Origin of the sequence: Paenibacillus sp. IHB B 3084, assembly GCF_001447315.1 — a bacterium.
In the GTDB taxonomy this organism is placed as follows: Bacteria; Bacillota; Bacilli; order Paenibacillales; family Paenibacillaceae; genus Paenibacillus.
The window spans coordinates 299,340-319,240 of record NZ_CP013203.1; the positions used below are offsets into that span (position 1 = coordinate 299,340).

Consider the following 19,901-nt stretch of genomic DNA (forward strand, 5'->3'; position numbering starts at 1 on the left):
AATCCTCCCTAAATTATGCTATTATTGTAATTTCTGAATACGGTCCCATTGGCTTACAATATCCGTCACACGCACGCCGAAGTTCTCGTCGATTACGACAACCTCGCCTTTGGCAATCAGTTTGTTGTTAACCAGAATGTCCACCGGCTCCCCGGCAAGCTTGTCCAGTTCAATAATTGAACCTTGTGAGAGCTCTAGAATATCTTTAATTTGCTTTTGGGTCCTTCCTAATTCTACGGTGACTCTAAGGGGAATGTCCATCAATAAATTTAAATTGTTTTCATCCACTTGCGCAAATGCACCGGATTGCAAGTTTGAAAATTGTACAGGCTGCACATTTACATTTCGTCCCGGTATCGAACCATAATGATGAGGCGCTCCATAAGGGGCCTGCGGTGGTGCACCTCCAGGCATCCCATAACCTGGTACTCCCTGCTGACCGTATCCAGGGTCTTGAGGGTACATAGGCGGTTGCTGTCCATAACCTGCATCCTGCGGCGTCTGTGCAGGCACCTGTGCGGCTACAGGCGGCTGTTGATACGTTGGTGCGGGTTGCTGTTGCGGAATCTCAGTTTGTTGCGGTACTTCTGGAGCGGCCGTTGCAGCTACTTGCTGTGCGGAGGCTTGCGGTTGCTCATCTTCCTCTCCGCCATTCATCAGAATGCTCACCATCTTTTTAGCAAAATGCACAGGCAACAGTTGCATCAATGTAGAGTCAATCAGGTCACCGATCAACAAACGGAAGGATACTGTAATCAGCGTCTGTTCATCTGGCAGGCTGGATACTCCATCACCATGCATTGGATCCAAAATATCAATTCCAGGCGGAGAAATATTAACAAAACGGTTAAACATGGTAGACATTGAGGTTGCCGACGAGCCCATCATCTGGTTCATCGCTTCCTGCACAGCGCTGATATGAATTTCATTCAATTCTTCATCTACCGGATTTCCTTCACCGCCAAGCATCAAATCCGCTATGACCTGCGCATCACGCTTTTTGATCACGAGCGAGTTAATACCCTCAAATCCATCTACATAATTCACATGTACCGCTACGTGCGGCTTAGGAAAAGTTGTTTCGAATTGAGAACGGGTAATAATTGAAACTTTAGGGGTTGTAATATCAACCTTTTGACCGAGCAGTGTGGAAAGAGCTGTCGCTGCGCTGCCGAACGTAATATTACCGATCTCTCCGAGAGCATCCTGCTCCAGAGGAGTCAGAAAATCGTCAACGGTCTTTTTGGCGGGAGTAGAATCTGTGCCCGCTTCCGACTGTTTCAGCAGGGCATCAATTTCCTCCTGGGACAAATAGTCTTTACTCGTCAATTTCTTCAACTCCTTCGCTGACAATTTCATCAATCTGTACGGCAACACGATCTTTTACCATGCCGGGACTTCCCAAGAATTTCAGTTTTTCGCCCACCCGGATGGAGAGCCCTTCCTTGACGGGTTTGTTCAATGAAATGACATCCCCCACCGAAAGGCCCAAAAACTCGGCCACATTTATTCGGGATTCACCTAGCTCAGCAATAATGGGAAGTTGCGCTTTCGTGACCCGTAACCTCAAGGCGTCAATCTCTTCAGGCGCCCTTGATTTCTTTTCGGATGTAAACCACTGGTGCGTGGACAGTCTAGCCATAATCGGCTCCAATACCACGTGCGGGATACAAAGGTTAATCATCCCTGTGGTATCACCAATTTTGGTACTAAGTGAGATTAGGGCAATCGTTTCATTTGGTGAAACAATCTGCATAAACTGCGGATTGGTTTCCATTGCCTCCAAACGCGGTTCAATATCCAATACCGTTTTCCAAGCCTCTTGCAGGCTGTCAAAGGTACGACTAAAAATCCGCTCCATAATTGTCGTCTCAATTTCTGTCAACGCGTTAACCTTGGACGGCGCTGTTCCGGTTCCTCCGAGAAGCCTGTCCAGCATTGCAAAAGCTACGTTCGGGTGAACCTCAAGCACCATGCGTCCTTCCAGCGGCTCAGCTTCAAAAATGTTCAAAATGGTCATTTTTGGAATGGAGCGAATGAATTCATCATAAGGAAGCTGCTCCACCTGAACGACATTAATTTGGACAAACGTCCGGAGTTGTGCTGAAAAATAAGTGGTCAGATACCGCGCAAAATTTTCGTGTATCCGCGTCAAACTCCGAATATGATCCTTGGAAAACCGAAGCGCTCTTTTGAAGTCATAAGCGCGAACTTTCTTTTGGGTATCTTCCTTTTTAAGTTCTTCCGCATCCATTTCACCGGACGATAGAGCTGCTAAAAGGGCATCAATTTCCCCTTGCGACATTATATCCACCAATGTTATTCACCCCCTTACATGTTCTGACAAGTTCACCTGGAATCAAATGGCTGCCAGCAAAAAGTCTGTAATTTTGGCGTTCCCCAGGTGACCTTCAGGGAGCGACTTGTTGATAAGATCCGTCAGCTTGTCACTGAACTGGTCCCGGCCTTTAGCTGTTCTGAGCTCATCAGGCTTGGTGTCTGCAAGTAATTGAATAACGATTGGCTTGATACTGATGTCCTTGATTTTTTCAAAAGATTCCTTTGCTTTGGCATCGTTTAATTGAAAAGCAAGATTCATCTGCACAATATAATCGGCGTCTGCCAGATTGGTTTTGATACCAGTAATTTCAGAACTTACTTCCACCAATTCATCTGCTGTCAGTCGGGGAAGCTGTTCTGCTTGAGCAGCTTGCGCATTTGGAGTGACTTCCGACTTTTTCCCGCTAAGCGCTGGTATAAGTACAAAGGCCGCACCTGCAATCAAAGTAATCGCGAGTAAAATTGTAATGAGCCATGGCAGCATCTTTTTCATTCGTCTTCCTCCATTTGTTGCACTTTTATCGTGGCGGCATGTATGCCGATTTCACGGCTGTAACCCTTGATCAAGGAGACGACATCTGCCGCTTTTTCCAATACAATCAACCGTTTCCCCGTCACTAAAGTGACGTATGTATCCGGCGTTTCCTCCACAGTCTCAATGAGCAGAGCATTAAGCCACATAGGCGAGCCGTTTAGCCGCGTTAACGGGATCATCGTAACACCATCCTCCTGATAGGTACGGGGGAGCCTTTACTCCCCCGCGTTTAGATGCGATTAACGTTTCAAGTTTACAACTTCCTGTAGCACTTCATCCGAGGTCGTAATGATACGCGAGTTCGCCTGGAAACCGCGCTGTGCTACGATCATTTCGGTAAATTCACCTGTCAAATCGACGTTGGACATTTCCAGTTGACCCGCGATGATAGCGCCCCGGCCCTCCGAATTAGCTACTCCAGGCTCAAGTGCATCAATGTTGGAGTTAACCGTGGTACGGTACAAGCTACCTCCGATTTTCTCCAAGCCTTCGGGGTTTGTCACTCTGGCTATACCAATTTGCGTGCCATTGTCTACGGTGCCATCATCCAATTGCTGTACAATCGTACCGTCCTGCGAGATAGAGAACGATGTCACATTGTCAGCCAGTGTGATTGGATCTCCACCCGCATCTCCTACGAAAAAGCCATCTGAGGTAACCAAATTCCGGTTTGCGTCCACGTGAAAATCACCCGCGCGAGTCAGATAAGGAACTTCCTGTGCATCATTCATTTTGACCAGGAAAAATCCGTCACCGTTAATCCGCAAATCTGTCGGATTGTTCGTAGTCATGGCACTACCTGGAAGATGAAGTGTATCAATCGAACTGACCGATACCCCTAAACCGACCTGCTTGGCATTTTGTCCCGCAGTAGTCGTTCCGTCCGGCGCACTTGCGCCCGAACTCGTTTGGCTCAAAATATCCTTGAACATGACACGGCTGGACTTGAAGCCTGTTGTATTTACGTTTGCAATGTTGTTACCGATAACGTCCAGCTTTGTTTGAAAGCCCTTCATACCCGATACACCCGAATACATTGATCTCAACATTGAGTATAAATCCTCCTCTGAATGCTTGCTCGATTAACCGCATCAGTCGATCCGCGGCTTCTTCATGGCTTTCCTGCTCGGGCCAGCCACTTCTTGCTAAATTTTCTATGAAATAATAACGGCACTATCAATTTGCGTAAATACGTTATCCTGCATGGATTGCTTATCCATCGCGGTAACTACTGTCCGGTTGGGCACACTTACGATCAACGCCATATCCTGCATTAAAATCAATGATTCTTTGGCGCCTTTGGCAGCTGCTTTATCCACAGCGGAGTTAATCTTCGCCATCTGGTCACTTCTCAGTTCTATCCCCCGCTGCTCCAAACGCTTTGCTGCATGATTGCTCAGCTTGAGTACTTGATCCTGCAACACCTGTCCGAATGGCCTACCATCCTTCGGTACCGGATTTACCCGGTTCTGCGAGATTGCTGCCGGAGGAACATTGGCGGGAAAAAGACGTCCGACCGTTATCCGGTCATTCATGTGTCTCACCACTTCCAGTAGAGGAAGAAGTTGTAGTATCCGATGTCCCTGCCGAGGAAGCCGCTGTTTGAGCCTTGCTTACCGATGTCACATCTTTCAGGGCTACCTCTGACTTTCCGATTTTGGCATACTGTACACCGTCACGAATAACGATGGAATCCACGATTCCACTTTTCACCGCACCTGCGCCCGTTTCACCCGTAATTGAATCCTTCTTACCTGCCTCGATCCAGCTGACTTCTTTTCCAATCAAACCGGAGGATATTCCTAAAGACTGTCCCAACGTATTCAACTGGGTAGAAATGTTCATCAACTGCTCCACGGAAGAAAATTGCGCCATTTGCGCAATAAATTCCTTATCTTCCAGAGGCTGCATTGGGTCCTGGTTTTGGAGCTGGGTAATCAAAATTTTCAAAAATTGATCCTTACCCATCGTTTTGGTATCCTTGGCACTTGCCGTTTTGACGTTATTCACGTTGTAATTCGGCCAGACGTTACTGGTGGATACATTATTGTCCGCAGTCGTCATTGTGTTCTCACCTCCATGCTACGCTTGTGCTGTAAAGGAGCCTGTCCGATTTACATCATCTGTGCGTTGTTCTGCTGTCCAATTGCGGAGTTCTTCCGCCATTTCAGCTACCTTTAGAGCATCATCGGCTTCTTCTCTGCTCCGCGTCTTGGAACGTTGCTCGGATTGTTGCTGCTGATTTGCACCTGATCCACGGCCATCCTGATACATATGGGAGGAAAGTGATTCATTTTGCGTTACTTCCACCTTATCTACCTGAATTCCCTGACTTTGAAGACTTGCACGCAACTGTGACATTTGCTGTTCGAGCAAATCTTTAGCTCCGCTGTGCTCAGTCATGAACTGGGCAACCAAGTGCCCATTCTGCATCGTCAGTTTGACTTCAAGCTGTCCCAAATGATCTGGACGAAGCATAATAGTCGCTTCTGTTAATCCAGAATGCTTCACGATATCCAGCTTTTGCACTACAAAGTCCGTCATTTCCTTAGCAAATTGTCGCACATGTACGACAGGCTGCGCCGGAGCCGAAGGAGTTGTGCCTTGGGTCTGCACCGAAAGCTGGCCTGCGGTCGTAATCACAGGAGTTTGACTGTCGGTCGCTGCTGGATCAGCCTGCTCGGTTACGTCCACTACTGCACCAGTTTCATCCGTTGGAGTTGCTTTAACTGCGGCTTGAACATGAACATTAGCTGATGAACGTTGTCCTTCTGCACCTTGCTGGTTTGTCCCGCCTTGACTCGTCTGCTGCTCAGTAGCAACAACCTGTTTATCTGTAGAAACAGCCGTTAATGTCTGAGTGCCATTCGCCCGATTCGTGGAAGGCTGAACTGCTTGTGAATCTGCGCCATCAGCAAGCTCCACAGCTTTCAGTACGCCGGTCCACTGCTCATCGGAAATAGCTCCCGTACCAGCTGTCGTATTTTGAAGCGATTGTAGCAACTGTGTAATCTGGGCCTTTTGGTCTCCCGTAGCCTGATTCACTACATTTGCAAGCTGTGACAAAGCATCCTGTAATGCAAACCGAATGGTAGCCGGATGTGCTGCCAAAGCCGTTAAGCCTGTCGCCGCATTCGTTTCCCCACCGTCTGTTTGCTCCTGTGCACCACCGTCACCTTGTAATAACTGCTGTACTTGCTGGACCCACGATTGCAGAGCTGCGAACAAGGCTGGGTCAGACGCTACCTGATCATCCAACTTTTCAAGGTTTTGCAGTAATGGAGCCAACGTCTCAACAAGCGGCTCTGTTGAAGCTTCTGTCGATTCTCCGGCAGTAATCAGCGGCATCACCATAACTAATGGAGATTTCCCAGCATCTGTGCTTGTAGAGCCCGTTTGCCCGCCAGTCATCATTTGCGTAAGCGTCTGATTAAAAGCACCGCCTGTGGCTCCTGCTGCTGCCGTCCCTGCTGTTGAGGTTGTCGCTGTACTAGCTGTGCTACCAGCCGTCTGACTGGAACTGCTGAGAGATACACTTTGAGAAATAAGTGTCATTTATTTTTTCACCTCCCTTCATTCAAATCACTTGCTGCCCATCAGCTTGTTTAAAATTTTCGCCGTTTGTGCAGCGTCCTTCGCAGACATATTTTGCAGTAAAGAAGCACGTGTCGAATCATCTACTGTATTTAATATGTTTAATGCCTTGTCCGGACTGATTTTGTAAGTTTGTAAAATCAGTTCGGCACCGCTTTTCTTGTCCATGGAAGCAAATGTGCTGCTAATCTGAGTGTTTTGCAGACTTTTGCTCGTTGTCCCCGCTGCAGTGCTTTGATCCTTTTTCAGACGGGACTGCAACGCAGCCACTGACAAATCAGTAGATGGTGTCACGTTTTTCAAAGCCATAGTGATATCGGCTGCTTTTTTAGCATCCATCTTTTGTAAAATTTTCGCGCTGTTTGCAGGGTCCATATAGCTTAGCAGTTGCACCGTTTCTTCGGTTGTCAAGTTTGCCATAATCGGTGCTGCCTTACTTGCAGTCATTCCTTCATACATGGAAGCAAGGTCTTTAGCCTGTTTTACATATGGGTCTTCATTCGCTGTTCCGCTTGCCGCTTGTGTACCCGGCTGTCCCTGCTGACTGTCCTGCGACTGTTGTTGCGTTTGCGTTTGTAGCGTATTGACCTGATTTTGCAGTTCTGTAACCTTTTTATCCTGAGTTGTTCTGGCAGCGGTAGCCTTTTTGAGTTCCTCCGACTGCTTGGCCAAATCTGTCTTAAGCTGCTGGATGGTTGCTTCAGAGCTTACGGACTGGGCTTTCTGATCTGCCTCTTTGCTCTTGGCAACCTTGTCTTTCGGTTCGGGAATCCAATTCTTCACAATTGGAATCTTGTTTCCCAATGAAATCATTTCACTTCTGAAATCCACGTTGAACAGCGTAAGCAGGACCCCCACCAGAACGATTGTAAAAACAATCGGAATCAGGAAAAACATAAACCGTTCAAATCCCCCACCTGACTCTTTTTCCAAATCCATATCCAGTTCATTTTCTGCTAAATTCCGTGCCATCGTCTTCCTCCTCAGGCAGCTGATATGCGTATCCTGTGACTTTCCGCTTACCGGGCTCTCATGGCAAATCTCACGGAAGCCATTTCATCCAGCTCGTTCTGCTCGCGCAGGAGCATTTCCTGTTGGAATTTCACGTTGGCCTTCTCTCTCGCTTTCAGCCAAACTTGTTCATCCAGCATTTTATCGGTCAAAACGGTTTGTTTGCTTTGCACATTTTGCTGCGCATATTGAACATCTCTATGCTTGCGTGTAATACATTGATCCAGATGGTTGACGTAAGCCTGTAATTCCTGAATGGTAGAGAGCGGCGCGCAATCCTCGGCAGCCTTTTGAATGGCTGATATGACCCGATTCCTTTCGCCTACAAGCTGTGTCAATGTTTGCTCCTCAACCTGCAATTGTCCAACAGCACTGGAAAGCAACCATTCGGCCTGTGACTTTTCGTTGGTTTTCAAGTCTACAATTTTCTGAAAGGAATACTGAAATCTCATCGTTCAACCTTCATCTCCTCGTAAATTCAGAAATCAAACGCTCACGTACCTCGTCCAGCTCAGCCTTTTCATCTGTTCTTTGCCTTGTAAAATCCCATATATCCCGTATACGCTCCATGGATTCGTCAATTTCTGCATTCGAACCCTGCTGATAAGCCCCGATGTTAATCAGGTCCTCTGAATCTTTATAAACCGCCATCAGGCGCTTAATATTTTCGGCAGCGTCAATCTGATCACGTGGTGCAATGTCCTTCATGACCCGGCTAATGCTGGCTAACACATCAATCGCAGGAAAATGTCCCTTATTCGCAATTCCCCGGTTGAGCACAATGTGTCCATCCAAGATCCCGCGCACCGCATCCGCGATGGGTTCATTCATGTCATCACCATCAACCAGTACCGTATAAAAGGCGGTTATAGAGCCGGTTGGCCCGGTTCCCGCACGTTCCAGCAACTTGGGCAAACTGGCGAATACGGAAGGGGTATAACCCCTCATCGCTGGTGGCTCCCCGACAGCCAGTCCTACTTCACGCTGCGCCATTGCATACCGGGTAACCGAGTCCATCATCAGCATGACGTTCAAGCCGCGGTCCCGAAAGTATTCAGCGATTGTCGTTGCAATGAGCGCACCTTTAATGCGGATCAATGCAGGTTGGTCGGAAGTGGCTACGATGACTACTGAACGTTCAAGCCCTTCCGGACCCAAATCCCGTTCAATAAAGTCCAGCACCTCGCGTCCACGTTCCCCGATCAGAGCGATTACGTTCACATCTGCTTCCGTATTACGAGCAATCATTCCCATCAGGGTACTCTTACCTACACCAGAGCCGGCGAAAATACCGACCCGCTGTCCTTTACCGATAGTAAGCAATCCATCGATGGCCCGTACACCGATACTGATCGGCTCCTGTACACGTGGGCGACTCAGTGGATTGGATGGAATGTTGAAGGTCGAGTATCTCGCCATCCGTGAGGGAATCAACGAGCCGTCCAGAGGTTGGCCCAAACCGTCCAGCACTTTGCCCAACAGCTCCGATCCCACCTGTACGTTCAATGGCTTCCCTGTTCCTACGACATCACAACCGGGTCCAATGGATTGCAGTTCTCCAAGCGGCATCAAAAGTACCTTGTTATCTCTAAAGCCTACGACCTCCGCTTGCAGTGGCTTAGTCGTTTTACCCGGATAAATGTAACAGACATCCCCTATACTGGCGTCTGGACCTTCCGATTCCACCATCAAACCGATAACCTGTGTCACCTTGCCGTTTACCCGAACCGGGTCCAGTTGTCGCAAATGATCCATGTAGCGCTGCGCATTAAGCCCCTTCATGTCTTCGCTCCTCGTTCTCGTGTGCCAGACGCAGCAGTTCCTTTTTGATCTCAGCCAGCTGTGTATCTATCCGCGCATCCACACTTCCAAAGGAAGAACGAATGACACAGCCGCGATCCTTCACAGTACCATCAGGAATAATTTGCAGCTCTGCCTGCGAATCGACAGTTAATGACAATTCTTCGCGCGCTCCTTGCACAAATGCGAAATGCTGAGGCGACACACACAACGTAATTGTTCCTTTTTCCCGCTTACGAGCCAGATTATTACGAATGAGCTCAATTGTATATTCCGGCTCTATGCTAAGCTGTTTTTCAATGACTTTCTCAGCAATAGCACTACTCAGCTCGACCAGAAAAGGCTCAGCCTCCTGAATCAGTTGTTCCTTGGTCTCATAAGCCTGACGCAAAATATCCTGCGCCTCTACCATCATCTGTTCCGATTTCGCCTGAAGCTCAGCCTCAGCCAATTTCTGACCTTCTTCATAGCCTTGCTGAAATCCGTCAGCCTTTAAGGCCTCTGTTAACTGCTCGTCCTGCTCACGGCGTTCCTGCCACCAGGCTTCTATCTGCTGCTGCGCCTCCTGAAGCATCCGTTCCGCTTCTTCAGCCGCCTCACGAACCTGCCGTTCAGCAAAATCCTTGGCATCATTCAGCATTTCATCCCGAAGCCGTTCAGTCTCGTAATCTCTCTGTGGTTCCGGCTCCATATGTTCAGTTGTGACTTCCTCTTCCGACGTTTCAGGCGCATACGAATGTGCCACATCAATGGTTTTCAAAGCTTCAACAGGCACATATTGGAAAGATTTGATCAAGTTAGACAATGATGTCATCTCCTCCGCCGCGTGCGATTATAATCTCACCGGCCTCTTCCAATCTGCGGATCGTCGATACGATGCGAGTCTGCGCTTCTTCCACATCACGCAGCCGTACCGGTCCCATATACTCCATTTCCTCTTTGAAGGTTTCTGCCATCCGTTTCGACATATTTCGGAAGATCACATCGCGTACCTCTTCGCTGGACACTTTAAGCGCCAACTGCAAATCGGCATTGTCGATATCGCGGATAATACGTTGAATGGAACGGTTGTCCACATTGACGATATCCTCGAATACGAACATTCTTTTCTTGATTTCTTCGGCCAGTTCAGGGTCCTGAATTTCAAGCGAGTCCAGAATCGTACGCTCGGTTCCACGGTCTACGCCATTCAAAATCTGAACAATGGACTCGATACCGCCCGCATTCGTGTAATCCTGTGTCGCGGTTGCCGACAGCTTTTGCTCCAGCACACGTTCCACTTGTGAAATGACTTCCGGCGAAGTGCTGTCCATTACAGCGACACGTCTGGCCACATCAGCCTGCTTTTCCTGTGGCAGGGACGACAGAATCGCTGCCGCCTGCTCAAATTGCAAGTACGAGAGCACGAGAGCAATCGTCTGTGGATTTTCATTCTGTATAAAGTTTAAAATCTGGTTTGGATCAGCCTTGCGGGCAAAATCGAACGGTCTCACCTGCAACGTCGCCGTCAGACGGTTAATGACCTCAACTGCTTTTTGTGACCCGAGTGCCTTTTCCAATATCTCTTTGGCATAATTGATGCCGCCTTGGGAAATGTACTCCTGAGCCAAACAAATTTGATGAAACTCAGCCATAATCGAATCTTTTTCCGTTGCATCAACCTTCCTCACATTGGCGATTTCCAATGTAAGTTGCTCAATCTCTTCATCACGCAAATGCTTGAATATTTGAGCAGATACTTCCGGCCCCATCGTGATTAGCAGAATTGCCGCTTTTTGTCTTCCCGTTAAACCTTGACTGCTTGCCTTTGCCAATGAACTCACCTCTATTCGTCAGCCAGCCATGTACGAAGCAGATTGACGAATTCGTCGGGTTTCTTTTTCGCCAGACTCTCAAGCTGTTTACGCACTTGACTTTCATTTGTCACACTTTCCATGGTAATGGACGGGAACTCCGTCGGGGTTGGCATAAGTTGCAGATCTTCTTCCAGTTCTTCTTCCTGCTGCTTACGACGACCGCGTACAATCAAGAAGATTACACCTGCCAACAGTGCCAGTACAGCAGCCCCGATGCCCCATACCCAAGGGTTGGAAGCCGAGAAAAACGTGTTGGTGTTCGCTGGCGCCGGTACGGTTTGAGAGAACACTGAAACTTTTTTGGCTAAATCAGCGTCTGTAATAGTAACGCCGGAATTCGCTAATGAAGCTCTTACGATATTAACCAAGATGTTTTGGATTGCGGCCTGAGTTGCAGCATCCAAAGTTTGCTGCCCCGTTGGTGGTTCAACTGCTACATTAATGGTTAAATCTTTTACAGTGTACGGACTTTGGATAATATCCTTCGCAATTCGGTTAACTTCGTAGTTAATTGTGCTTGAGCTCTTGTCTGAGCTTGTGTTGCCCGAATTGCTTCCTCCAGGGTAACCAGGTACATCCTGCGTTCCTGTGCCTGCGACTCCTCCGGTTTGTCCACTACTGCCAGTGTAGCTTTCCTGAATTTGCTGGGCGCTGATTTCAATGCCCTTCATTTTCGTTTGATCAACCGGTGTGACCAGTTGTTCTTTCGAGGTTACTTTGTCGAAATTTAACTGTGACATAACCAGCACATTCACTTTGTCTTCGCCAACAATTTTCGACAAAAATTGTTGGACATTATTCCTTACATCGCTCTCAAACTTCTTCTGCAGAGCCATGTTTTCCTCAACACCACTGGAGAGACCTCCTTGACCGCCCTTGGCCGTTGGAATCAGTTCATACTCCTTATTGGTGATCGTAATGTTTTCTACAGGCAAATTCGGCACAGCCGTTTTTACCAGATTAAAGTATCCGTCGATGGCTTGCTGATTTGGCGTAAAACCAGGTTCGAATTCCATTTGAACCGAAGCAGAAGCTTTGTCCTTTTCTTCAAGTCCGGCAAAAATGTTTTCCTTCGGCATATTAATGACAGCTTTGGAGCTTTGGACACCATCCATCCGTTCCAACAGTTGCTGTACTTCGCCATTCAATGCGTTATTGTACTTCACATTGAACTCGTTCTCCGTCATGCCAATTGCCGAGGAGGACTGATCAAAGGTACTCATGCCGATTGAACCCTTCTGAATTAGGCCCTGAGACCCAACATCTACCTTTGCCTTATCCGCGTTTGCGGTTGGGACTGCGATTTGCGTCCCGCCATCATTGAGCTGATACGGTATACCCGCAGAATCGAGATATTTAATGACCCCGGCAGCATCGTTTGCGTTTAAATCCCGGAAAGCCACTTCATACTCGGTTTTGGTAAACTGCATCGTTAGCACTACAATGGCAATGATGATGAATGCCAAGGTCGAAACAAGTAATATCTTCTGTTTTTTGCTAAAATTATTCCAATACCCGGAAATCTTATCCCGATATTGGGCGATTCTCTCGTTCACTCCGTCACCCCATCCGAAACTTTGCTAGACCCTCTTTACATCTGTGTACGCATGATCTCCTGATAGGCTTCAATCGCTTTGTTTCGGACCTGAGTAGTAAGCTGCAGGGAAAGCAGCGCTTGTTGGGATGTGATCATGACCTGATCAACATCAACTTTTCCTGCCATGAACTGGTCGGACATCGTGTGTGTAGCGGCTTCCTGCTGCCCCACTTCATTGAGCGCATCCTTTAGGAACGAACCAAAATCCTTCAAGGATTCGGAAGGCGTTGATTTCGTCAACACATTGTTAGGTGATTGAATTTGCTGTATTACCGGTGTCTGTACATTAAACATGGCGTTCTGGATCATGTTTTACTCTCCCTATTCTGTAGTTAGTAGTCCTGGAACTTAGCGACCGATTTCAAGTGCCTTGGAAACCATTGCCTTGGATGCATTCAGAGCTGTTACATTGGCTTCGTAAGAGCGTGTTGCGGAAATCATGTCTACCATTTCTTTCATAATGTCTACATTAGGCATATATACATAGCCATCTTTATCAGCATCCGGGTGACCCGGATTGTACACAGGCTTCAAAGGTGACTGATCTTCCTGTATTTGCGAAACCTTGACGCCAGCGGCGCCCGTGCTATTTCCTTCCATTTGAGCCTGCAAAACATCGGCAAACCGAGATTGGTTAGGCTCCAAAACAACCGTTTTTCTCCGATATGGAACCGCTTGTCCATTCTCCACTTTTGCCCGTGTTGTCTCTGCGTTGGCAATGTTGCTTGATATGACATCCATCCGCAACCTTTGGGCCGTAAGAGCAGATGCGCTGATATCAAAGCCGTTGTTAATCTTCACCTGGTCCTATCTCCCTTCTACCGCTGTTCTCATCATTTTGATGCGTTCAATAATTTCTTGGATGTAGGTATTATATCTCAGTTGATTCTCGGCCATAAGGCTCATTTCTCTGTCGATATCCACGTTATTCATATTGTTGTTCATGACAGAATACCCATCTTTGGTAACCACAGCATCTGGAATGGAGTTCGCAGGTCCTATTTGAAAATGTTTCGCATTGGTTACTTTTCCACGTAATGGTGTCACGTCGCCACCCATTTGCTGCTGAAGCAATTCTTCAAATGAGACCTCTGAACGCTTAAAATACGGGGTATCCTCATTGGAAATGTTGTTGGCCATCACACGTTGTCTCGTATTTGCCGCCTGAACACCTGCCTGAAGTTTTTGAAAGCTCATATCACCCAGCAGATTCATTTAGCTCCTCCTTCCAGCGTCTACTCCAAAGTAAGATTCAATAAAACAAGATTTTTCACTTTTTTTCGACAATTAAATTTCATAATTATACATTTCTCTTAGGTCTTAAGTAGAAAATAATTGCTTTGTGTCATATATTCTAAGTTTCGTAGAGTTGAGACCTAATTACAATAAGAAAAAAGCCCTATCTTTTTTAAAAAAGAGGGCTTTCGATGCATAAATTGTTAAATTTTTCAGGTTTTTTTCAATAAAATGAATGTTTTCTTAGCACTTTGCACCTGTAAAAGATTATACGTCCTACTTTTGGAATAGACAGGAAAATCATCAAAGGGAGGTTCATCTAGGTCTATATGACGGTGCAAGATAGTGTTATTCTAGACAACGCATCCTATTTTAAAAGCTTCCACTCATAAAATATACTGACTAAGGTCCCTGTTTTGGGCAATATCACCCAGCTTCTCCCGAACATATTCCGGGGTAATGATCATACGGTCCAAAGTAAGCTCCGGAGCCTCGAAGGACAAATCCTCCAGCAACTTCTCCAAAATGGTATGCAAGCGGCGTGCACCGATGTTTTCCGTGTTCCGGTTTACAGACTCGGCAATGCTGGCAATTTCACGGATGGCTTCTGCCGAAAATTCTACTTCAATCTCTTCGGTACGAAGCAAATCCGTGTATTGCTTGGTCAGCGCATTTTTAGGCTCTGTCAAAATGGATACAAATTCATCCAATGTGAGACTGCTCAGTTCAACACGGATTGGAAAACGTCCCTGCAACTCAGGGATCAGATCAGAAGGCTTAGCAACATGAAAAGCTCCAGCGGCGATAAACAGAATATAATCTGTCCTTACCGGGCCGTATTTAGTCATAATGGTAGAACCCTCGACAATAGGCAAAATATCGCGCTGGACACCTTCTCTAGACACATCAGGACCACTGCCCTTGCCCTGGCTGGCAATCTTGTCGATTTCATCTATAAAAATGATACCGGATTGTTCAGCACGCTTCACGGACTCCTGAATGACATCATCCATGTCGATCAGCTTGGCAGCCTCATCCTGAATTAGCACCTTGCGGGCTTCCTTCACCGGCAACTTGCGCTTTTTGGTTCGCTTTGGCAGAAAGCTTCCGAACATTTCCTGCATGTTCATGCCCATTTGCTCATTTCCCTGCCCAGCAAACATATCCAGCATATTGGGTGCGGTATCCTCCACATCAATCTCAATCACTTCATCCTCAAGCTTGCCGGACAACAGGTCGAATTTAGCCTTACGCCGTTTCTCTGCCAAGGATGCGTCCTGTTGCGGGGGCTCTTCCTCTGGCGAATTCCCGGTGTTATTGCCAAACAGCATTTCAAAGGGATTACGTTGGGATTTATTTGATTTCTCCGCAGGTACAAGAATGCTGACAATCCGTTCATTCGCCATGTCCTCGGCTTTGTCCTTCACATTCTCCGTCCGCTCTGCTTTAACGATGCGAATCGAGGTTTCCATCAAGTCACGCACCATGGATTCCACATCCCGGCCGACATAACCCACTTCTGTAAATTTAGTCGCCTCTACCTTAATAAAAGGAGCTCCCACGAGCCGGGCCAGTCTGCGTGCAATTTCGGTTTTACCCACGCCCGTCGGACCGATCATCAAAATATTTTTGGGCACAATTTCATCCCGGATTTCGTCCGGCAGCTTGCTGCGCCGATAACGGTTGCGCAAGGCAACGGCAACGGATTTTTTAGCCTGCTTCTGTCCGACAATATATTTATCCAGCTCGGATACAACTTGTCTGGGCGTCAACGATTGATTATTCATTTTGCACTCCTCCACCCTTGAATACTCAGAGCCGATTTACAGTTCTTCCACGATAATCTGATTGTTCGTATACACGCATATCTCCGACGCAACCTCCAGCGCTTCCCGGGCCATATCCTTTGCCTCCATGCCGGAGCCATGACGCTTGAATGCACGCGCCGCCGCCAATGCAAAATTGCCGCCTGAGCCGATCGCAAGCACATCATCGTCCGGCTCGATAATTTCACCACCCCCGGAAATGAGTAGCATTCCGGATTGATCCATAACAATCATCAAAGCCTCCAGCTTACGCAGGATACGGTCCTGCCGCCAGTCCTTAGCCAGTTCCACCGCGGCCCGCTGAAGATTGCCGTGATGTTCCTCCAGCTTGTTTTCAAACTTTTCAAACAATGTGATGGCATCCGCCACTGAACCGGCAAAACCTGCGACCACCTGACCACGGTATAATCTGCGTACTTTTTTCGCCGTCTGCTTCATGACGACACTGTTACCGAACGTTACCTGACCATCACCGGCAATAGCTCCCTTGCCATTGTGGCGTACAGCACAGATGGTGGTAGCATGAAAGGACATATCCATAACGCGCTCCTCCTTTTCCTTCATCCTTATGACTGTACTTCGGCTGACATAACTTCCGCTTCGTTAATATAACCACGCAAGCTTTCCAACGCACGGTTAGCAAGCGCTTCGTTCTTTTCCTTCTTGTTGCGGATACGCGTCTCCAGCTTTGGCAGCAGACCAAAGTTCGCATTCATCGGCTGAAAATGCTTGAAATCAGCGGTTGTGATGTAACGAGCCATGCTGCCCAGTGTCGTTTCCGCAGGGAATACAAACATTTCTTGTCCACGCGCCGCACGCGCTGCATTCATCCCAGCCAGCAAACCCGAGGCCGCAGATTCTACGTACCCCTCCACTCCAGTCATTTGTCCGGCAAAGAACAAATTACTTCTGCCTTTGAACTGATAGGTCGGATGAAGCTGCTGTGGAGAATTAATAAAGGTGTTGCGATGCATCACACCATAACGTACAAACTCTGCATTCTCCAGGCCTGGTATCATGGAAAATACGCGCTTTTGCTCTCCCCACTTCAGATGAGTCTGGAAGCCAACCAGATTGTACAGTGTACCCGCCGCATTATCCTGTCGAAGCTGCACAACGGCATATGGCAACTCTCCTGTATGTGGATTCACGAGACCGACTGGTTTCATCGGCCCGAACAATGCCGTCTGCTTACCGCGCTGCATCATCACTTCAATGGGCATACAGCCTTCGAAATATATTTCTTTTTCGAATTCCTTAACTTGTGCCACTTCAGCCGTAATCAGCGCCTCATAAAAAGCATCAAATTCCGCTTCATTCATCGGACAGTTCAAGTAGGCTGCTTCTCCCTTATCGTAGCGGGAAGCAAGATAAACCTTACTCATGTCGATAGAGTCCTTTTCCACAATCGGGGCCGCTGCATCGTAAAAGTAAAAATACTCTTCTCCCATCAGCGATTTAATCTGCTCCGACAAAGCCGGAGAAGTTAAAGGCCCGGTAGCAATGACCACAATCCCATCTTGGGGAATTTCCTGAAGCTCCTCATTGACCACCTCAATAAGCGGATGTTGATGAAGAGTATCTGTAATATGTCCGGAAAATCCATCACGATCCACCGCCAGCGCACCACCTGCCGGAACAGCATGACGGTCAGCGGCATTCAAAATCAAGGAGTTTAATATCCTCATTTCTTCTTTAAGCACACCTACCGCGTTGGTCAAACCATTTGCCCGTAAAGAATTGCTGCACACCAGCTCGGCAAATTTATCTGTATGATGCGCCGGTGTCTTAACAACCGGTCTCATTTCATATAGCTGGACAGGCACGCCACGGCTTGCGATCTGCCAGGCAGCTTCACTGCCCGCCAAACCTGCTCCGATGACTGTTACCTTTTGTAGTTCACTCACGTTTAAATCCCCCTGCTATTGTTGTTCTTATGAAGTCTCTACACCCTCGTCGCTATCTTCCAACATTTCACTGTGATCGCAGACGGTACAGTTGAGCTTCGTTCCTTGTTTGGTACGTTTTTCGACCATTAGGCCACCACAACTTGGACAAGGCTTAATGGACGGTTTATCCCAGGATACAAAATCGCATTCCGGATAACGGTCACATCCATAAAAGATGCGTCCTTTTTTACTCCGCCGTTCCACAACATGGCCCTCACCACATGTAGGACAATTTATTCCGATATCCTTGACAATCGGCTTCGTATTACGGCAATCCGGGAATGCCGAGCAGGCCAGAAATTTACCAAAGCGGCCAAGCTTATACACCATCGTGCTGCCACATTTGTCACAAATGACATCGGATTCTTCATCCTTGATCTCAATTTCCTTCATTTCTTCCTCTGCAACTTCCAGACGCTTCTCAAACGACTCGTAAAAGTCACTCAAGACCTTGACCCAGTCTCCTACGCCTTCTTCTACGTGGTCAAGATCACCTTCCATATTAGCCGTGAATTCCACGTTCAGAATTTCAGGAAAGAATTCCTCCATCTGCTCGATGACCAGTTCTCCCAGCTCTGTAGGGAAGAACTTCTTCTCTTCAATGGCGACATAGCCACGCTTCTGAATAGTTTCCAGTGTCGGTGCATACGTACTCGGACGTCCGATACCCAGTTCTTCCAGCGTTTTCACCAGTCGTGCCTCTGTATAACGGGGAGGCGGTTGCGTGAAATGCTGCTTCGGCTCAACCGATTCCTTTTTCAGCTTGTCGCCAGGTTTAAGCGGCGGCAGCAGCCTATCTTCTTCGGTTTTTCCATCGTCATTCCCCTCCACATACACTTTCATGAAGCCTGGAAAACGAACCTTCGAGCCAGCTGCCCGGAATATAGTCTCACCCGCTTCAATATCAACGGACAAGGTATCCATAATAGCGGAAGCCATCTGGCTGGCCATAAAACGCTCCCATACCAGTTTGTACAAACGGAACTGATCCCGGCTCATAAACGGCTTAACCGTTTCCGGGTCACGCAACGCGGAGGTTGGACGAATCGCTTCATGCGCATCCTGGGCATTGGCCGCTTTTTTGGAATATTGACGAGGACTTTCAGGTACAAAAGCTTCGCCATATTTCTGAATAATGAATTCCTTCGCTTCCTCTTGGGCCGAAACAGCTATTCGTGTGGAATCCGTACGCATATACGTAATCAGACCCACGGTTCCTTCTTTGCCCAAGTCCACACCCTCATACAACTGCTGGGCCACGGACATCGTTTTGGATGCACGGAAGTTGAGTTTCCGAGCCGCCTCTTGCTGCAAGGAGCTAGTCGTGAATGGTGGAGAAGGATTGCGCAAACGCTCTTTCTCTTTCACATCACGAACCTTGTAAGACGACTTGCCAATAGCCTCCAGCACTTCTTGTACATCCGCTTCGCTGGAGAGCTCTTTCTTTTTGCCACGAAGCTGATGGAATTTCGCCTCAAAGGTACTGTCCTTAATCGCCAGTTTAGCTGTGATCGTCCAATACTCTTCCGGTACAAACTCATTAATCTCGTTTTCCCGGTCCAGGATAATTTTCACGGCAACCGACTGCACGCGCCCTGCGGACAAGCCCTTCTTTACCTTCTTCCAAAGCAATGGACTGATTTTGTAGCCGACAAGCCGATCAAGGATCCGCCGTGCCTGTTGGGCATTGACCAAATCCATATTGATTTTGCGTGGTGTTTTAAATGCATCCTTAACCGCCTGCTTTGTGATTTCATTAAATACAACGCGGCAGTCTGCTGTATCGTCCAGATCCAGCGCATGCGCCAAATGCCAAGCGATAGCTTCGCCTTCGCGATCCGGGTCAGCCGCTAGATATACTTTTTTTACTTTTTTTCTGGCATCCTTTAATTCTTTCAAAATCGAGCCTTTACCTCGAATGGTAATGTATTTGGGATTAAAATCATTTTCGACCTCTACGCCGATCTGACTCTTTGGCAAATCCCTGATATGACCCATGGAAGCCTTGACGATATATTTACTGCCCAAGTATTTGCCGATCGTCTTCGCCTTGGAAGGCGATTCCACGATGACGAGTGAATCCGCCATAGGCTCTTCCTCCTCTCAATTACGTACAATAGGATAGACTTCCTGAAATGTGGTGAGTTATAGCGCGGA

At 47.6% G+C, this 19,901-nt stretch carries 21 protein-coding genes; all 21 read right to left on the minus strand.

The window, feature by feature from the left end; genetic code table 11:
* Positions 1 to 21: 21 nt before the first annotated feature.
* Positions 22 to 1,329, minus strand: coding sequence for a flagellar motor switch phosphatase FliY (gene fliY / locus ASL14_RS01360; RefSeq protein ID WP_134910125.1), 1,308 nt, complete (start codon positions 1,327 to 1,329; stop codon positions 22 to 24).
* Positions 1,319 to 2,317, minus strand: a complete 999-nt coding sequence (gene fliM, locus ASL14_RS01365) for a flagellar motor switch protein FliM (RefSeq protein WP_134910127.1) — start codon at positions 2,315 to 2,317, stop codon at positions 1,319 to 1,321. The genes fliY and fliM overlap by 11 nt, the downstream gene beginning before the upstream one ends.
* Positions 2,318 to 2,359: 42 nt before the next feature.
* Positions 2,360 to 2,833 carry a flagellar basal body-associated FliL family protein gene (locus tag ASL14_RS01370; protein WP_134910129.1) on the minus strand — a complete coding sequence of 158 codons (474 nt, stop codon included), beginning with the start codon at positions 2,831 to 2,833 and terminating at the stop codon, positions 2,360 to 2,362.
* Entirely contained in the window at positions 2,830 to 3,054 is a 225-nt protein-coding gene (locus tag ASL14_RS01375; protein WP_014281086.1) for a flagellar FlbD family protein, read from the minus strand. Before ASL14_RS01375 ends, ASL14_RS01370 begins: the two co-directional genes overlap by 4 nt.
* 60 nt (positions 3,055 to 3,114) lie before the next feature.
* Entirely contained in the window at positions 3,115 to 3,924 is an 810-nt protein-coding gene (flgG, locus tag ASL14_RS01380; RefSeq protein WP_134910131.1) for a flagellar basal body rod protein FlgG, read from the minus strand.
* 105 nt (positions 3,925 to 4,029) lie between these two features.
* The gene (locus tag ASL14_RS01385) at positions 4,030 to 4,410 is read right to left on the minus strand and encodes a TIGR02530 family flagellar biosynthesis protein (protein WP_134910133.1); all 381 of its coding nucleotides are present in this window, start codon (positions 4,408 to 4,410) and stop codon (positions 4,030 to 4,032) included.
* Positions 4,403 to 4,939, minus strand: a complete 537-nt coding sequence (locus ASL14_RS01390; protein WP_134910135.1) for a flagellar hook capping FlgD N-terminal domain-containing protein — start codon at positions 4,937 to 4,939, stop codon at positions 4,403 to 4,405. The genes ASL14_RS01385 and ASL14_RS01390 overlap by 8 nt, the downstream gene beginning before the upstream one ends.
* Positions 4,940 to 4,957: 18 nt before the next feature.
* Entirely contained in the window at positions 4,958 to 6,430 is a 1,473-nt protein-coding gene (locus ASL14_RS01395) for a flagellar hook-length control protein FliK (RefSeq protein ID WP_134910137.1), read from the minus strand.
* A gap of 27 nt (positions 6,431 to 6,457) precedes the next feature.
* Positions 6,458 to 7,441, minus strand: a complete 984-nt coding sequence (locus tag ASL14_RS01400) for a MotE family protein (RefSeq protein ID WP_134910139.1) — start codon at positions 7,439 to 7,441, stop codon at positions 6,458 to 6,460.
* 47 nt (positions 7,442 to 7,488) lie between these two features.
* Positions 7,489 to 7,932, minus strand: a complete 444-nt coding sequence (fliJ, locus tag ASL14_RS01405; protein ID WP_134910141.1) for a flagellar export protein FliJ — start codon at positions 7,930 to 7,932, stop codon at positions 7,489 to 7,491.
* A gap of 10 nt (positions 7,933 to 7,942) precedes the next feature.
* On the minus strand, positions 7,943 to 9,262 hold the full coding sequence (gene fliI / locus ASL14_RS01410; RefSeq protein ID WP_134910143.1) for a flagellar protein export ATPase FliI: 1,320 nt from the start codon (positions 9,260 to 9,262) through the stop codon (positions 7,943 to 7,945).
* Positions 9,249 to 10,085, minus strand: coding sequence for a FliH/SctL family protein (locus ASL14_RS01415; protein WP_134910145.1), 837 nt, complete (start codon positions 10,083 to 10,085; stop codon positions 9,249 to 9,251). Before ASL14_RS01415 ends, fliI begins: the two co-directional genes overlap by 14 nt.
* Positions 10,078 to 11,094 (minus strand): flagellar motor switch protein FliG, encoded by a 1,017-nt coding sequence (gene fliG, locus ASL14_RS01420; RefSeq protein ID WP_025684924.1) that lies wholly within the window; start codon positions 11,092 to 11,094, stop codon positions 10,078 to 10,080. The genes ASL14_RS01415 and fliG overlap by 8 nt, the downstream gene beginning before the upstream one ends.
* An 11-nt stretch (positions 11,095 to 11,105) precedes the next feature.
* Complete coding sequence (gene fliF / locus ASL14_RS01425) at positions 11,106 to 12,692, minus strand: flagellar basal-body MS-ring/collar protein FliF (RefSeq protein WP_134910147.1); 1,587 nt, start codon at positions 12,690 to 12,692, stop codon at positions 11,106 to 11,108.
* Between the two features lie 35 nt (positions 12,693 to 12,727).
* A complete protein-coding gene (gene fliE, locus ASL14_RS01430; protein ID WP_134910149.1) occupies positions 12,728 to 13,042 on the minus strand; it encodes a flagellar hook-basal body complex protein FliE in 315 nt (104 codons plus the stop codon).
* Positions 13,043 to 13,081: 39 nt separating this feature from the next.
* Entirely contained in the window at positions 13,082 to 13,534 is a 453-nt protein-coding gene (gene flgC, locus ASL14_RS01435; protein ID WP_134910151.1) for a flagellar basal body rod protein FlgC, read from the minus strand.
* A gap of 6 nt (positions 13,535 to 13,540) precedes the next feature.
* Positions 13,541 to 13,948: a flagellar basal body rod protein FlgB gene (gene flgB / locus ASL14_RS01440; protein WP_134910154.1), complete on the minus strand. Its 408-nt coding sequence runs from the start codon at positions 13,946 to 13,948 to the stop codon at positions 13,541 to 13,543.
* A 407-nt stretch (positions 13,949 to 14,355) separates the two neighbouring features.
* The gene (gene hslU / locus ASL14_RS01445) at positions 14,356 to 15,756 is read right to left on the minus strand and encodes an ATP-dependent protease ATPase subunit HslU (protein ID WP_134910156.1); all 1,401 of its coding nucleotides are present in this window, start codon (positions 15,754 to 15,756) and stop codon (positions 14,356 to 14,358) included.
* Between the two features lie 36 nt (positions 15,757 to 15,792).
* Positions 15,793 to 16,335 (minus strand): ATP-dependent protease subunit HslV, encoded by a 543-nt coding sequence (hslV, locus tag ASL14_RS01450; protein WP_014281071.1) that lies wholly within the window; start codon positions 16,333 to 16,335, stop codon positions 15,793 to 15,795.
* A gap of 26 nt (positions 16,336 to 16,361) precedes the next feature.
* The gene (trmFO, locus tag ASL14_RS01455) at positions 16,362 to 17,702 is read right to left on the minus strand and encodes an FADH(2)-oxidizing methylenetetrahydrofolate--tRNA-(uracil(54)-C(5))-methyltransferase TrmFO (protein WP_134910158.1); all 1,341 of its coding nucleotides are present in this window, start codon (positions 17,700 to 17,702) and stop codon (positions 16,362 to 16,364) included.
* 27 nt (positions 17,703 to 17,729) lie between these two features.
* A complete protein-coding gene (topA, locus tag ASL14_RS01460; protein ID WP_134910160.1) occupies positions 17,730 to 19,832 on the minus strand; it encodes a type I DNA topoisomerase in 2,103 nt (700 codons plus the stop codon).
* Positions 19,833 to 19,901: the final 69 nt, after the last annotated feature.

Bases quoted from the DNA above. Each gene is read 5' to 3' on its own strand.
- ASL14_RS01385 (WP_134910133.1), bottom strand. From the start codon at position 4,410: ATGAATGACCGGATAACGGTCGGACGTCTTTTTCCCGCCAATGTTCCT.
- hslV (WP_014281071.1), bottom strand. From the start codon at position 16,335: ATGGATATGTCCTTTCATGCTACCACCATCTGTGCTGTACGCCACAAT.
- ASL14_RS01390 (WP_134910135.1), bottom strand. From the start codon at position 4,939: ATGACGACTGCGGACAATAATGTATCCACCAGTAACGTCTGGCCGAAT.
- fliE (WP_134910149.1), bottom strand. From the start codon at position 13,042: ATGATCCAGAACGCCATGTTTAATGTACAGACACCGGTAATACAGCAA.
- flgB (WP_134910154.1), bottom strand. From the start codon at position 13,948: ATGAATCTGCTGGGTGATATGAGCTTTCAAAAACTTCAGGCAGGTGTT.
- ASL14_RS01395 (WP_134910137.1), bottom strand. From the start codon at position 6,430: ATGACACTTATTTCTCAAAGTGTATCTCTCAGCAGTTCCAGTCAGACG.
- ASL14_RS01370 (WP_134910129.1), bottom strand. From the start codon at position 2,833: ATGAAAAAGATGCTGCCATGGCTCATTACAATTTTACTCGCGATTACT.
- topA (WP_134910160.1), bottom strand. From the start codon at position 19,832: ATGGCGGATTCACTCGTCATCGTGGAATCGCCTTCCAAGGCGAAGACG.
- flgG (WP_134910131.1), bottom strand. From the start codon at position 3,924: ATGTTGAGATCAATGTATTCGGGTGTATCGGGTATGAAGGGCTTTCAA.
- ASL14_RS01375 (WP_014281086.1), bottom strand. From the start codon at position 3,054: ATGATCCCGTTAACGCGGCTAAACGGCTCGCCTATGTGGCTTAATGCT.
- fliI (WP_134910143.1), bottom strand. From the start codon at position 9,262: ATGAAGGGGCTTAATGCGCAGCGCTACATGGATCATTTGCGACAACTG.
- fliJ (WP_134910141.1), bottom strand. From the start codon at position 7,932: ATGAGATTTCAGTATTCCTTTCAGAAAATTGTAGACTTGAAAACCAAC.
- ASL14_RS01400 (WP_134910139.1), bottom strand. From the start codon at position 7,441: ATGGCACGGAATTTAGCAGAAAATGAACTGGATATGGATTTGGAAAAA.
- hslU (WP_134910156.1), bottom strand. From the start codon at position 15,756: ATGAATAATCAATCGTTGACGCCCAGACAAGTTGTATCCGAGCTGGAT.